Genomic DNA, 14,874 nt, shown 5'->3' on the forward strand with positions numbered 1-14,874 from the left:
CGGCAGATCCTGTCCCCTAGTGGATGGAATCTAACGCTTGGTGCCCGCGTTTAACGGCGGCGATGATTTTGTCGGGATCGGCGGTCCAAGTGAAGGGCTTTGGCTTTTTGTTGTGCTCAACGAGGAAACGGTTGATGGCGGCCTGGAGATCGACGACGGAATGGAAAACGCCGCGTTTCAGACGCCGCTTCGACAGCCTGGCGAAGAAACCCTCCACCGCGTTGAGCCATGAGCTTGAAGTCGGAGTGAAGTGGAAGGTGAAACGCTCGTGACGGTCGAGCCAGGCTCTCACCTTGGGATGCTTGTGGGCAGCATAGTTGTCGAGGATGACGTGGACGGCCTTGTCGTCCGGCACCTGGGCGTTAATGGCGTTGAGGAAGCGGATGAACTCCTGATGACGATGACGCTGCATGTTGCGGCCGATGACGGTGCCGTCGAGCACGTTGAGGGCGGCAAACAGCGTGGTTGTGCCGTGCCGCTTGTAGTCGTGGGTCATGGTGCCGAGCCGACCCTTCTTCATCGGCAGGCCCGGCTGGGTGCGGTCGAGCGCCTGGATTTGGCTTTTCTCATCGACCGACAACACGACGGCGTGGGCTGGCGGATCAACATAGAGGCCGACAACGTCTCGCAGCTTGTCGACGAATTTCGGGTCGTTGGACAATTTGAACTGCCGCCACCGATGAGGTGCGAGGCCATGCGCTTTCCAGATACGCCTGACTGCGCTGGCGCTGATGCCGGCGGCCGTCGCCATCATGTCGGCCGTCCAGTGCGTCGTCTCGCCCGGCGGATCAGCCAGCGTCAGGGCCACCACACGCTCGGCGACATCGGGTCCGAGCCGCACAATACGCGACGGCCGCGTCTTGTCGCGCAGGAGACCCTCGACGCCTTCTGTGGCGAAGCGCTCTTGCCAGCGCCATACGCAGGTCTTCGATTTGCCGGTCTGGCGCATAATCTCGACAGTTCCGACGCCATCGGCACTCAGCAGGATGATCTCGGCCCGCCAGACGTGCTTTTGGGGCGCATTGCGATCCCTGGTCAAGGCCATCAGGCGTTGGTGATCTGTTGGCGAAACGGTGAACGATATTCCTGTGCGCATGCGCCAGACTCGCATGCCAACCCAGCAAATGGAATCCCATACAGGACTCTTATGTCAGGCGGTAACCACTAGCTAATGACCGTTGAACAAATCGCTTCGGAGGATTTGTCCTATCGATCTCTGCCGCAATGTAAGCCGCCATTTCACCCGCAGCGGTGGCAAAATCCTTTCCCCACAGTCCCTGACAATGTGATATAGCGGCCTGACGCGATATCAATGCCTCAACATCACCGCGCCGTAAGGCCAGTTCAGTTACGCTGCATGTAAACACCAGACTGTTTTCAGCGGACAATTGCTGCTGCCATATTTCAAACTTGAGGCCGTTTGTAATAATAATGAAGGGTGTTCGAAGCACTCGAGCGTAAGATTCTACCTGCTGAAAAGCACCCTTTATATCTTTACTTGGGCGCTTCGCCTCAATGACAGCAAGGGAGGTATTTTCGTCTTTTATTGGACCGCAATATACGACGAAATCCGCTTCAAACGGCCGCCCCTTTTTTACTTGCCCCTGATGAAATTCGACACTTTTTTTTGGAACTATGTCATCATCTTTGTCGTACCCCAGCGCATGCAACAATGGAGTTACTAGCCGAGATTCGACAACGGCCTCGGTGTCATCCGGATCAAAAATGATAGCTCCAACCGAACTCCAGAAGTCGTTCATAGACAGACCCAAAACACCAGCATCATCCCCCCAATCACCCCCGCCCAATCACCGCCAAAAACGCATCCCCATAGCGCTCCAGCTTCGCCTGCCCCACGCCCGAGATCGCCAGCATCTCGTCCGCACTGCCCGGCCGTTCGCTGGCCATGGCGATCAGCGTCGTGTCCGGAAACACGACATAGGGCGGCACGCCCAGCGTCTTGGCGATCTTCATGCGCTCGGCCCTCAATTCCTCGAACAGCGCCGCATCCGCTGCCGACAGGCCGGCCGTCCTCGGCGCGCCGCCGCTTGCAGCGCTCGCGCCGGCACCGCGCCTCGCGGACTTGGCCGTGGCCGGGCGATCCTTGCGGAACTGGATGCTGCGTTCCTTCTTGAACACGGCCTTGGCATCCGGCGTCAGCTTCAGCGCGCCATAGGCGGTATGATCGACGCTGACGAGGCCGGCGGCGAGAAGCTGGCGGAAGACGGATTGCCAGGTGCGGACGGGGATGTCCTTTCCGACGCCGAAGACCGGCATGTCGGCATGGCCGAAGCGCTGGGTCTTCTCGTTGACATTGCCTGTGAGCACATCGATGACGTGGCCGGCGCCAAAGCGTTCGCCGGTGCGGTAGATGGCGGCCAGCGCCTTGATCGCCGCCTCCGTGCCGTCCCAGGTTTCCACCGGCTTCAGGCAGGTGTCGCAATTGCCGCAGTTCCCCGCATGGCTCTCGCCGAAATGGGCAAGAATCGCCTGGCGGCGGCAGCCGGAGGTCTCGCAGATGGCGAGCAGCGCGTTGAGCTTGGCGCGCTCCACCCGCTTGATTTCGGGGGCCGACGCGCCTTCGTCGATCATCTTGCCGCGCTGGATGACGTCGGCCATGCCATAGGCCATCCAGACGTTGGACGGCAGGCCATCGCGGCCGGCGCGTCCCGTTTCCTGATAATAGGCCTCGACGGAGCCCGGGATGTCGAGATGGGCGACATAGCGCACGTTCGGTTTGTCGATGCCCATGCCGAAGGCGACCGTGGCGACAAGGCAGAGGTCTTCCTCCTTCAAAAATGCATCCTGGTTGGCATCGCGCACCGCCCGGTCCATGCCGGCGTGATAGGCGAGTGCCCTGATGCCCTGCCCGTTCAGCCATTCGGCGGTGTCTTCGACCTTGGCGCGCGACAGGCAGTAGACGATGCCGCTGTCGCCCTTGTGGCCGGAGAGAAAGCGCAGCAGCTGCTGGCGCGGCTGGTCGCGCTCGACGATCTCGTAGGCGATGTTGGGGCGGTCGAAGCTGGTGGAGAAGATTTTTGCGGTGTCGAGCTGCAGCCGGGCGATGATGTCGTCGCGGGTGTGAGGATCGGCCGTCGCCGTCAGCGCGATGCGCGGCACGCCCGGAAACTGTTCGGCGAGCTTGCCGAGTTCGCGGTATTCCGGCCGGAAATCATGGCCCCACTGCGACACACAATGGGCCTCGTCGATGGCAAACAGCGCAATCTTCGCGTCACCGATGGTCTGACGGAAATTGTCGGTAAGGATGCGCTCGGGCGTCATGTAGAGCAGTTCGAGCGTGCCGTTGCGGATGTCGCGATAGATGGCTTGCGCCTCTTCGCGGGTGATCGACGAATTCAACGCTGCCGCGTTGACACCCAGCTGCTTCAGCGCCTGCACCTGGTCGCGCATCAGCGCAATCAGCGGCGAGACGACAATGCCAATGCCGTTGCGGCAGAGCGCCGGGATCTGGAAGCACAGCGACTTGCCGGCGCCGGTCGGAAACAACACGACCGCATCGCCGCCGGAAACGACGTGCTCGACCACCTGCTGCTGCTTGCCGCGAAAGGCCGGATAGCCATAGATCCGCTTCAGCACATCGAGCGGCGCCTGCCCGGCGGACGACCTCGGTAACGCCCGCGAGGTGTGCGGCTCTGGCGCAGCGTACGGCTCGCCGTAGGGCTCCCATCCGGCCGCTTGATCCGGCTCGAAGACATCCCTCGGCGGTTCGAGGCCAAACAACGCCTCGTCGGTGGAAAACCGTGGATCGTTCTTCTCCGGCTTCGACATTATCTTCCTTCGCTCGGCAGGTCTTCACGCCCGCCCTGGCCCTTCCCGGGCTGCTGTTTCATTTCGGCCGCCGCCGTCGAATCGACGGGTGGGAGGCACCCCCGGGGCTGGCCCACCATGGCATGTTTCGAAGTCGACTGCACCCGCTGCACTTCCCTTCTCCCCTCGGGGAGAAGTGCCGAGCGAATGCGCGGCGATGAGGGGGTCTTCGCGCCGTCGCCGTCGGCTCAAGGCCCCTCATCCGCCCTTCGGGCACCTTCTCCCCCGAGGGGAGAAGGGGAAACGTCCTTCCCGATCAGATCAGCGGCGGCAGCAGGTTCATGAGCAGCACCATGACCAGCCCGACCGCCGAGACGATGGACTGGACCACGGAGATCGTCTTCGTCGCTTCGCCCATAGACATGCCGAAGGATTCCTTCACCAGCCAGAAGCCGGCATGGTTGGCATAATTGAAGAACAGCGAGCCGCAGCCGATCGAGAGCGCCAGCAACGGCACATTGAGCCCCTCGCCGCCCGCTAGCGGCCCGAGCAGGCCGGATGCTCCGACGATGCCGACGGTGGCCGAACCCGTCGACACCGACAACAGCATCGAGATGATCCAGCCGAGGATAAGCGGCGATAGGGAGAACTGCTGGCTGAGATGCATGATCGCATCCCCGACCTTGGCGTCGGTCAGGACGTGCTGGAACGCGCCGCCGCCAGCGATGATCAGGAGCACGTTGGCGACCGGCTTGACGCTCGCCGACATCGAGCTGCGCAGCGTCTCCGTGTTTCCATTTCTGATGTAGACGAGCATCAGGGCGGCAAACAGCACACCGATCAGCATGGCAATGGCCGGCTCGCCCAGAAACCCGGTGACATGGACGATAGCCGCGTCCTTGGGGAAGACCAGTTCGGCAATCGCGTTCGCCAGCATCAGCAGCGCCGGCAACAGGGCTGTGAGCAGGCTGAGCGCGAGGCCAGGCGGTGTATGGTCTGCACCGTCGACGGGGCCTTCGGACGAGAACTGGTCGATGAGCGCCTGATCCGGCCGAACGGACAGTCGCGGGGTGATGAAGGCGCCATAGACCGGTCCGCCGAGAATGATGGCCGGGATTGCGGCGAGGAAGCCATACAGCATCGTCGCGCCGATATTCGTATGCAGCGAGGCGATGGCGGTGAGCGGTCCCGGATGCGGCGGCACCATGCCGTGCATGGCGGCAAGCGCGGCGATCACGGGAACGCCGACATAGACATAGGCCGAGCCGCGAATACTGGAGGCCGCATCGAGCTTGCGCGCCACGCTGAAGACCAGCGGCAAGAGGACGACCAGCCCGACCTCGAAGAACATCGGGATGCCGATGATGAAGGCCGCCCCGGCCATCGCCCAGGGAAGCAGGCGCACGGAGGTCTTGCGGATGATGATGTCGGAGATGCCTTCGGTCACCCCACCATCCGCCAGTATCCTGCCCAGCATCGCCCCCAGCGCGACGACGAGACCGACGGCGCCAAGCGTGTTGCCGGCACCCGACTCGATGGACTTGACCAGCTTGTCCGTCGGCATCCCCGTCAGCAGACCGACAGCGATGGACGTGATGATCAGCGCGATCAGCGGATGCAGACGCGCGCGGGAAACGATGAGAACGACGAGAAAAATGACGCCGCCAAGGGCGGTCAGCAAGAGCGCAATGTCCGAGTTTTGCATGGTCTTTTCCAGCGCCCCCACGGGCCTCGGCGGCTGTCCGCCCGGGCTCGGGAAGCGAATCCTTGATGCCTCGACGATAATGTCGGCCCCTCTTCGCAGAGCGCCCGGTTTCTGTAAACCGTAGTTGCGCGAACGATGCGTTCCGACTTCGGCCCTCTGCACCGGAGGCGCCGCTGCAGAGGCTGCGGGGCAGACGCTGTGTCAGCGCAGGTTACCTGGTCCACAGACCGATCGGGATCGGCGGTGATCAAAGGGAACGGGAGACGCATGAGAGGAAGCGCGTCCCGGCGCGTCGCTTCCCTCCGGCTCAGGCGGAAAATGGGACGGTTCCGCTGATCGAGAATCATCTGGCGCGGTGACCGCAATGGATTGTGAGTTTGCGGCGGCGCCCCCCTCTGTCCCTACGGGACATCTCCCCCACAAGGGGGGAGATTGGCCGAGAGCTTTGGGCCCAAAAGGGAAAAGAATGATCTCCCCCTTTGTGGGGGCAGATATCAGCGCAGCTGACAGAGGGGGGTATAGCCCATAGTCATCAGCCGCCGTGGGTGACGGCTGCCTTGACGCGGCCGGACAGCAGGCCAAAGCCGTCGATGATGGCTTCCTGGTTTTCCATGCGGGAGATTTCCAGCTGGATCTCGTTCAGCGCCCGCATCAGTTGATCGATGTCATCCTCGGCACCGGCCTCGGTGGCATCGGCAATCTCGCGCTCGAGCTCGATCTTCTGCCAACGCAGCGCTTTGGTGCGCTTGTGCAGGCCAAGCGCCTGACGATATCCCTCGCGGGCATCCTCGATGGCGGCCTCCTCGGTGGCAGTCCAGAGCCGCGCATTGCGCACCTGCTGGTCCAGCCCCTTGATCAGCGCCGCAAACCCCTGCGCCTCCAGCCTCTCGACCAGATGCTCGCGGGTCAGGTGCGGCCCGGCCAGTGCCGCCGCGGTACCGAGCATGGCCGACCACAGGCGCTGCAGATCACGGTTGTCGTAGTCGATCGAGGCGATCTCGTCGTACTCATCCTGCAGCAGCAGCGGATGGTTGACGATGGTCAGCGCCAGCACGCTTTCGCGTAAGGCCGGCGCAGCGCTATGGCCGCGCACCATGCCGGAGCCGGTCAGCCGGTTGGAAATGGCATTCGGCGCCTTGGTGCTGGCAGGGCCGTTGCCGCGCGGATCGTTGCGACCGGCGCGACCGCCGCTGGCGTTGCCGCTCCTGAAATTGCGGCCCTGCTGGTTGCCGCCGTTGCGAAACTGCGGCTGGAAGAAAGCATTCAGCCGGTCGCGGATATCCTGCTGGTAGTGGCGGCGGACATTTTCGTCGGCAATGACCGATACCATCTGCTTCAGTCGTGCCTCGAGTTCGGCGCGGCTTTCCGGCGTGTCGAACTTGCCGCTCGAGACCTCGCGGCTCCAGACCATCTCGGCCAGCGGCCGCGCCTGCGACATGACCTTGTCGAACGGAGCCCTGCCCTCGTGGCGGACCATGTCGTCGGGGTCCTTGCCGTCGGGCAGCATGGCAAAGCGCACCGAATAGCCGGGCTTCAGCCGCGGGAGGGCGAGATCGACGCCCCGGTTGGCGGCGCGGATGCCGGCGGCATCGCCGTCGAAGCACAGAACCGGCTGCGGCGTCATCCGCCAGAGCAGCTCCAGCTGGTTTTCCGTCAGCGCCGTGCCGAGCGGCGCCACGGCATTCTCGATGCCCGCCTGATGCAGCGCGATGACGTCCATGTAGCCTTCGACGGCAATGATCGTGCCTGATCCATCAGCGCCCTGGCTGGCGCGCCGGGCGCGATTGAAATTGTAGAGCACGTTGCCCTTGTGGAAGAGCTCGGTCTCGTTCGAGTTCAGGTACTTGGCCGGCGCATCCGGCGCCATGGCGCGGCCGCCGAAAGCAATCACCTTATCGCGCGACGACAGGATCGGGAACATGATGCGGTCGCGAAAGCGGTCGTAGGCAACGGGGATATCCGGCCCGTGGACCACGAGCCCGCAGGCCTCGATCTGGTCCTTCGGGACGTTCTTTCCCGCCAGATATTCCTTCAGCGCGTTGCGGCTGTCGAGCGCAAAGCCAAGCCGGAAGGTCTCGATGGTCCGGCCCGTCAGGCCACGGTCACGCAGATAGGCCCGCGCCCGCGCACCGCTCGGGCTCTGCAGCTGCTCCTGGAAATACTGCGTCGCCATCTCCATCACGTCGAGCAGCGAGGTCTGCTCGCGCTGGCGTTTTTCCGCGACAGGATCGGCCGCCGGCATGGCGATGCCGGCCATGTCGGCCACCTGCTGCACCGCCTCGGGAAAGCTCAGGCCCTCGAGATCGGTGAGGAAGCGAAAATGGTCGCCGGTGACGCCGCAGCCAAAGCAATGATAGCGGCCCTTGCGGTCCTCGCAGTGAAAGCTCGGCGATTTCTCGCCGTGGAACGGGCAGCAGGCCCAGTAGTCGGCCCGCGACACGTTGGTCTTGCGCTTGTCCCAGCTGACGCGCCGCGCGATCACGTCCGATATCGGAACGCGGTCGCGGATCTCGTCAAGAAAGGTCGGGGAAAATCGCATGGACACCTCTGGCTGATGCTTCTCCTATAAGCCCTAACGTCCGCCATTGCCATGAAACTCGTGGGGGTCAGTGCTGATCCACAGGATTGACAAAGCGGGTGCTGTATATACAAATTGAAATACAGAAATCGAGTTTAGCGGCTGTGAGGGACGAGAGAACTCCATGCCGCTGATCCGAATACAATTTGCCTCCCACGAATGGGATGAGGACAAACGCCAATCGAATTTGCGCAAACACTGAATAGATTTCGAAGATGCCGTTCTCGCTTTGCGTGAACCGCATATCGAATACGGCTTTGACAGAGAAGGAGAAGTCCGCACGGTGGCAATCTGCCCCGACTCCGGAAAACTGATCGCCGTTGTCTATACGATGAGAGGCGAGATCTGCCGGATCATTTAAGCCTGTGCGGCACGAAAGAATGAAATCAGAGAATATCACCAGAATAACCGCTGACGAAATCCTTGCGAAACGCGCCCGTGGCGAGGTGAGCGAGACAGACTGGGCGCGCGTCGATGCCATGAGCGACGAGGACATCGAGCGCGCCATGCGCGACGATCCCGATTGGGCTGACTTCATCGACATCGACTGGTCGAAGGCCGAGTGGGTCGTTCCCGTTGCCAAGAAAGCCCTGTCGATCCGGCTCGATCAGGATATCGTCGATTTCTTCCAGGCCAGCGGCAAGGGCTACCAGACCCGGATCAACGCTGTCCTGCGTCACTACATGAGCGAGGAAAAGAAGCGGCGCGCCAAATAGTGGCGGCATCGGTCGCAACAAGGATGCAGATCGCCGCTGCCGACACCTCGATCACGGCGCATTTGCGGCCGAACTTGCCGCGCGAAACATTATTTTTTTGTAATTTGAAAAGCATGCTGCAGCGCAATAGCTTGCAGATACGGACTGGGACATGCCGGCAGAGTTGATATCTTTGCGACGCGACATGTCCGGACAGCCCCGCCAAACCGGAAGCCGAGGAGAGCTTCCTGTTTAGGAGACTGGCATGCGAATACTGATCGTCCCCTTTGCCGCCGCAGCCATCTTCGCGATGGCAAACTACAGTGCCTCGGCCATGAACGACAGCCAGGCAAATAGCCTGAAATCTTTCGACCAAGCTGTCATGGCTTGGCAGATGGCGCATCACCCCGCGACACCAACGAAGGCCTCGACAAACCGCTGATTTCTCGAATTCCCGTGTGAGACACCATCCCTACCCCCGGCGCGGTCTCACATGGGTGGCTTTGCTATAGACGTCTGATTTTGGGCCCCACCCTGCGTCATCAGACGGCTGCAAAGTACAAAGGCAGGAGCTCCCCCCAGCTCCTGCCTTTTTTATGTCCTTGGGCTCGTCGGGATTATTTCAGCAGATCCTTCAGTATCCCGGAGGCTTTGGCGAAATCCATCTGGCCGGCATAGCGCTCCTTCAGCACGGCCATGCACTTCCCCATGTCCTTAATGCCGGCAGCGCCGGTCTCGGCGATGACCCCGGCAATGATCTCCCGGGCCTTGTCGTCGGAAATCTGCTCCGGCATGTAGCCTTGGATAATGGCGATTTCCTCGCGCTCCTTGGCAGCCAGTTCCGGGCGCTTGCCCTCGTCGTAGATCTTGGCCGATTCGTCGCGCTGCTTGATCATCTTGGCGAGGATCTGCAGGATCTCGTCGTCGCTGGCCGCCTCCTTGGCGACGCCGCGATTGGCGATGTCGCGGTCCTTGATGGCCGACAGGATCAGCCGCACGGTCGAAAGCCGGGCAGCATCCTTGGCACGCATCGCATCTTTCTGGGCGTTGGCAAGCGTTTCGCGGATCATGGTACACTCCTTCAACGGGCCAGCCGCGAAAATCGGCCGCCCCTCATCTGTTTGCATGTCTCTTAGACTATCGGGTCGCGACCGATCAACGCAATTGCACCGGAATTGCCCTAGATAGATTGACCGGCGGGACACATTTGGCTATTGACCGGGACCTGCACACACATCGATATCAGGACCTGATACAGCGCGACCCTTGTCGTGCGCTCCTGTCCGCGAACCAGAATGGCGACTGCGGCCGACCTTTGCAAGGTTTGGCACGCGCACGCCGGAAACGGGATGACAATGACCGCGACTGCCCCTTGGACGACCGAACTGCCGACCGCCATGCTGGTTCTTGCTGATGGCACCGTGATCGAGGGCAAGGGCATCGGGGCCACCGGCAAGGTGCAGGCCGAAGTCTGCTTCAACACGGCGCTGACCGGCTATGAGGAAATCCTCACAGACCCCTCCTACCTCGGCCAAATCGTCACCTTCACTTTCCCGCATATCGGCAATGTCGGCGCCAATGACGAAGACGTAGAGGATCTGACGCCCGCCGGGCGCCACGGCGCCGTCGGCGTCATTTTTAAGGCCGACATCAGCGACCCTTCGAATTATCGGTCGCTCAAGCATCTCGATGCCTGGCTGAAGGGCCGCGGCATCATCGGCATGTGCGGCATCGACACAAGGGCGCTGACCGCCTGGATCCGCGAGCATGGCGCGCCGAACGCCGTCATCGCCCACGAACCGACCGGCACCTTCGACATCGACCAGCTGAAGGCCGACGCCAAGGCGTGGAGCGGCCTCGAAGGCCTCGATCTCGCCAAAGTCGCGACTTCGGGCCAATCGGCCCAATGGGCTCAGACCCCTTGGGTCTGGAACGAAGGCTATGGCGAACTCGGCCCCGAAGAGGCAAAATACCACGTCGTCTGCCTCGACTACGGGGTCAAGCGCAACATCCTCCGACTGTTTGCCGGCCTCGACTGCAAGGTCACGATCCTGCCGGCCAATGCCTCGAGCGAAGATGTGCTTGGCCTCAAGCCGGACGGCGTCTTCCTGTCAAACGGGCCTGGCGACCCAGCAGCAACCGGCGAATATGCCGTGCCTGTCATCAAGGACCTGATCGACAGCGACATCCCTATGTTCGGGATCTGCCTCGGCCACCAGATGCTTGGCCTGGCGCTCGGCGGGAAGACCGAAAAGATGCATCAGGGCCACCACGGCGCCAACCATCCGGTCAAGGACCACACGACAGGCAAGGTCGAGATCGTCTCGATGAACCATGGTTTCGCGGTCGACGCGAAGTCGCTGCCGGAAGGCGTTGAAGAGACTCACGTATCTCTGTTCGACGGCTCGAACTGCGGCCTCAGGCTTTCCGGTAAGCCGGTGTTCTCCGTCCAGCACCATCCGGAGGCTTCGCCAGGCCCGCAGGACAGCCACTACCTCTTCCGCCGCTTCATGAACATGGTGCGCGAGAAGAAGGGCGAACCGGCCCTGACTGAACGCTAAACCTTATTGAGGAAGATAGATCGAGCCCCGGCTGAATTTTCAGTCCGGGGCTTTTTTGTTGCGAGGGGCCAATTTCAGCTGGATGTCGAGAGCGTTGAGCACGCCAAGCAGCGTGCTCAGCTTCGGATCGCCGTCGGCGCTGAGAGCTTTGTATAGCGCTTCGCGGGTTATGCCTGCCGTTTTCGATACTTCCGTCATGCCTTTGGCGCGCGCAATGACGCCCAACGCCACCGCGACATAGGATGCGCTCCCGGAATTAAAAGCATCGCTCAGCAACTCAAGCTGGGATTGGCCGCTCTGCAAATGATCTGCAGCATCGAAAGGTAGCGTCTTCACTGGCAATCAAATCTCCAAATCATCCGCCATGGCCTTGGCTTTCCGTATATCGCGGGTTTGAGAACTCTTGTCGCCGCCCCACAGTAAAATGACCAGGACAGATCCGCGCTGCACAAAATAAACCCGATACCCAGGCCCATGATCGACGCGCAACTCGCCGATGCCATCGAAGAATTTTATGTCTCCAAACAAACCGGCTTGCAGTCGAACGATACGCTGGGTGATCCGCTCGACCGCACGCTTGTCTTTCAGGCCATCGAACCAACGCCTGAACAAGATCGTCTGCCGAACTTCGAGCATCGACACAATGTAGAGACAGCTCACAGTTTTGTAAACTGTAGATTACAGCTTCTTCACAGGACTCATCCTCCGAGCCGCAAATTCAGTCAGCCAACTCGTCGCGCCCTTCCGCCTTCACCAGCAGATAAAGCCGGACGCACAGCATCGTTGCTGCTGCGGCGAGACCTAGAAGGAAGCCGAGCCAGATACCTATGCCGCCGAGGCCGAGTGGGAAGGCCAGCACCCATGCTAGCAGGAAGCCGATAGGCCAGTAGGCGACCAGCGCGATGATCATCGGCACCCGCGCGTCCTTCAGACCGCGCAAGAGGCCGCTGGCGATGGCCTGCAAACCATCCACCAGCTGGAAAATTCCGGCAACGACGATCAGCGGCGCGGCATAGGCGAGCACCTGCGGCGCCTCGGCAGAGGTCACATCGAGGAACCAGCTGCCGAAATATTCAGGCATCGTGGCAAACAGGATGCCGCCAATGACGGACAGCGTCGAGGAGATGATGAGCACGGTGATGGCGGCCCGCACGAGTGCGGTGCGGTCGCCACGGCCATGGGCAACACCGATCAGCACGGTGGCCGCCTGCGAAAGCCCGAGCGGGATCATGAAGGCGATCGATGCCCATTGCAGCGCAATGCCGTGGGCGGCAAGCTCGATGGTGCCGATCCTGCCGATCAGCAACGAGGCTGCGGTAAACAGGCTGACTTCGGCAAGGATGGTAATGCTGATGGGCAGGCCGAGCCGGACGACGTCCCACAAGGCATGCCAGTCCGGCCGCCAGAGGCGAACGAAAATCTCATAGCGGCGTGTCTCGGCAATGCTCTGCACATAGCCGACGATGAACAGGAAGCCAGCCGTCTGCACCGCAAGCGCCACATAGGCGGCACCCCGCAGACCCATGGCAGGCAGGCCGAAATGGCCGAGCACCAGCCCGTAGGCCAGCAGCGCATTCATGGCGAGCATGGCGATGGTGACGTATAGCACGATACTCGCCCGCCCGATGGCGCTGACCAGCGAGCGGATCACATTGTAGAGCGACGCCGGCAGCAGCGCGAAGTGGCCGATCTCGATATAGCCTGCGGCAAGTCTGGCGACATCCGGCTTCTGCCCGGCGGCAAGCAGAATGTCCTCGGCGTAGTAAAACGCCGGCTGCATGATCAGCCAGTAGGCAACGGCCACCCACAGCCCCATCCGCAGAGAGCGGCGAACGCTGATGACGTCGTCGCGCCCATAGGCCTGCGCCACCATCGGAATGACGGCGATGGAAAAGCCGGAGCCGAAGATCAGGATGGTGAACAGGAACTGGCCCGAAAGCACCATGGCGGCCAGTTGCTCGGCCCCGAGCCTGCCGACGATCATCACATCCGTCGTGTTTATACCGAGCTGCGCCAGCTGTGCGCCGATCAGCGGCACGCCAAGCATGATTGCAGCGCGGAAATGCGCTGGCCAGGAATTGTCGTCGTTATGCGCAAAACGCTGCGCAAGCAAAGGCGTATCCATGTCGAAAGTCTCGTCGTTCGCTGCGCCGGTCGACCGGATGGGTCGCAAGCGTTTCGGGCGCTGGTAGCGCAAATAGGCTTTATAAGCCAGTCGCGAGAGCAATTTTGACGAAGAATGCGGCAGATTCCATGAGGAATGACTAAGCCTTAGGCATTTTCTTCAATGTCTCGCGCTTTCGAGCGCACCCTGACCACAAAGACCACAAGCGCCACCAGCAGGAAGACCGATGCCATCGCATAGGGAGCCCCGGCAAAGACGATGGGTGCGCTGGGCCCGGTGAACCAACCGAACAACTGGGTGAAGATCAGCGGTCCGATGATCGTCGTCAGACTGGAAAGGCTGCTCATGGCACCCTGCAACTCGCCCTGCGCCGAGGCCGGCACCGAGGCTGAGGCAATGCTGCGCAGCGGCGCATCCGCCACGCTTTCCAACGCTGTCGCAACGATGACCGCATAGACCATCCACCCCTCCCAGGCGAAGGCATAGCCGGCAAGACCAGCGGTACAGAAGGCAAGGCCGACCAGCGCCGTCCGCCATTCGCCGAGGACGGGCACCAGGCGCGGCATGACGAAGCCCATGACGACGGCGCTGCCGATGCCGAACACGCCGAGCGAAAGACCGATCTGCCGTTCGTTCCAGCCGTACCGGTCGGCGCTGACGAAAGGCCAGACGGCGGGATAGACGGTGTGAGCCAGCCAGTAGAGAAAAAACACCAGACCGATCCAGCCGATACCGGGATAGCTGCGCATCTGCTTCAGCGCACCGAAAGGGTTGGCCCGCGAGAGGTCGAACCGGCGGCGGTTCTTCGCCTCCAGCGTCTCCGGCAACATGAAGCAGGCGAGCACGAAGTTGACCAGCGACACGAATGCAGCGCCGAAAAACGGCACGCGCGCACCGAACCCGCCGAGAAAACCGCCGATGATCGGCCCGAGCACGAAACCCACGCCGAAAGCGATGCCGATCAGCCCGAAATTTTTCGAGCGGTTCTGGTCATCGCTGACATCGGCGATGTAGGCCGAGCATGTGGCGATGCTGGCACCGCTGATGCCGGCCAGGATTCGGCCGACGAACAGCATCCAGTAACTTGTCGCCAGCGCGCAGATCAGGTTGTCGATGGCAAAGGTCAGTACCGACGCCAAAAGGACGGGCCGGCGCCCGAACCGATCCGAGAGATTGCCGATAAGCGGGGCAAACAGGAACTGCATGCCGGCATAGGCGAGCAGCAGCCATCCCCCTTCCACCGCAGCCTCGCTGATCGAGGCCCCCGTCAATTCCTCGAGATAGGCCGGCAGCACCGGCATGATGATGGCTATGCCGATGATGTCGAGGAGCAGGATGACAAAAACGAGGAAGAGGCCGCGGCGGGCAAATGTCGGATCGATCATGAAAGGCGCCTGTATTGATACGCCCGGGCGTCTGAAGAGACAGAACGGGAACGCAAA

Annotated in this window: 13 protein-coding genes; 3 read left to right on the forward strand and 10 right to left on the reverse strand. The window is 61.7% G+C overall.

Going from position 1 to position 14,874, the window contains the following annotated elements:
• Positions 1-16: 16 nt before the first annotated feature.
• The 5 genes from PR018_RS09595 to dnaG form a co-directional block, all read right to left on the reverse strand.
• Complete coding sequence (locus PR018_RS09595) at positions 17-1,096, reverse strand: IS630 family transposase (protein ID WP_111223089.1); 1,080 nt, start codon at positions 1,094-1,096, stop codon at positions 17-19.
• Positions 1,097-1,145: 49 nt separating this feature from the next.
• Positions 1,146-1,760 (reverse strand): type I restriction enzyme HsdR N-terminal domain-containing protein, encoded by a 615-nt coding sequence (locus PR018_RS09600; protein ID WP_142829289.1) that lies wholly within the window; start codon positions 1,758-1,760, stop codon positions 1,146-1,148.
• 34 nt (positions 1,761-1,794) lie between these two features.
• Positions 1,795-3,789 (reverse strand): DNA helicase RecQ, encoded by a 1,995-nt coding sequence (gene recQ / locus PR018_RS09605; protein ID WP_142823286.1) that lies wholly within the window; start codon positions 3,787-3,789, stop codon positions 1,795-1,797.
• A 295-nt stretch (positions 3,790-4,084) separates the two neighbouring features.
• The gene (locus PR018_RS09610; protein WP_142823287.1) at positions 4,085-5,473 is read right to left on the reverse strand and encodes a GntP family permease; all 1,389 of its coding nucleotides are present in this window, start codon (positions 5,471-5,473) and stop codon (positions 4,085-4,087) included.
• A gap of 532 nt (positions 5,474-6,005) precedes the next feature.
• Complete coding sequence (gene dnaG / locus PR018_RS09615) at positions 6,006-8,012, reverse strand: DNA primase (RefSeq protein WP_142823288.1); 2,007 nt, start codon at positions 8,010-8,012, stop codon at positions 6,006-6,008.
• Positions 8,013-8,431: 419 nt separating this feature from the next.
• On the opposite strand from dnaG, the gene PR018_RS09620 reads away from it, so the two are divergent.
• A complete protein-coding gene (locus PR018_RS09620) occupies positions 8,432-8,767 on the forward strand; it encodes a BrnA antitoxin family protein (RefSeq protein ID WP_142823289.1) in 336 nt (111 codons plus the stop codon).
• Between the two features lie 244 nt (positions 8,768-9,011).
• A complete protein-coding gene (locus PR018_RS09625; protein WP_153816481.1) occupies positions 9,012-9,188 on the forward strand; it encodes a hypothetical protein in 177 nt (58 codons plus the stop codon).
• 175 nt (positions 9,189-9,363) lie between these two features.
• Here PR018_RS09625 and PR018_RS09630 read toward each other — a convergent pair whose 3' ends face one another.
• A complete protein-coding gene (locus PR018_RS09630; RefSeq protein ID WP_142823290.1) occupies positions 9,364-9,816 on the reverse strand; it encodes a GatB/YqeY domain-containing protein in 453 nt (150 codons plus the stop codon).
• 285 nt (positions 9,817-10,101) lie between these two features.
• On the opposite strand from PR018_RS09630, the gene carA reads away from it, so the two are divergent.
• Positions 10,102-11,307 (forward strand): glutamine-hydrolyzing carbamoyl-phosphate synthase small subunit, encoded by a 1,206-nt coding sequence (gene carA, locus PR018_RS09635; protein WP_142823609.1) that lies wholly within the window; start codon positions 10,102-10,104, stop codon positions 11,305-11,307.
• A 39-nt stretch (positions 11,308-11,346) separates the two neighbouring features.
• On the opposite strand, the gene PR018_RS09640 is transcribed toward carA, so the two are convergent.
• From PR018_RS09640 to PR018_RS09655, 4 genes are all read right to left on the reverse strand, one after another.
• On the reverse strand, positions 11,347-11,643 hold the full coding sequence (locus PR018_RS09640; RefSeq protein WP_307877639.1) for an addiction module antidote protein: 297 nt from the start codon (positions 11,641-11,643) through the stop codon (positions 11,347-11,349).
• 6 nt (positions 11,644-11,649) lie between these two features.
• Positions 11,650-11,943 (reverse strand): type II toxin-antitoxin system RelE/ParE family toxin, encoded by a 294-nt coding sequence (locus PR018_RS09645; RefSeq protein WP_142823292.1) that lies wholly within the window; start codon positions 11,941-11,943, stop codon positions 11,650-11,652.
• An 82-nt stretch (positions 11,944-12,025) separates the two neighbouring features.
• The gene (locus tag PR018_RS09650) at positions 12,026-13,432 is read right to left on the reverse strand and encodes an MATE family efflux transporter (protein WP_142823293.1); all 1,407 of its coding nucleotides are present in this window, start codon (positions 13,430-13,432) and stop codon (positions 12,026-12,028) included.
• 146 nt (positions 13,433-13,578) lie between these two features.
• Positions 13,579-14,817 (reverse strand): TCR/Tet family MFS transporter, encoded by a 1,239-nt coding sequence (locus PR018_RS09655; RefSeq protein WP_142829287.1) that lies wholly within the window; start codon positions 14,815-14,817, stop codon positions 13,579-13,581.
• Between the last annotated feature and the right edge of the window lie 57 nt (positions 14,818-14,874).

Source organism: Rhizobium rhododendri (assembly GCF_007000325.2).
Lineage (GTDB): Bacteria > Pseudomonadota > Alphaproteobacteria > Rhizobiales > Rhizobiaceae > Rhizobium > Rhizobium rhododendri.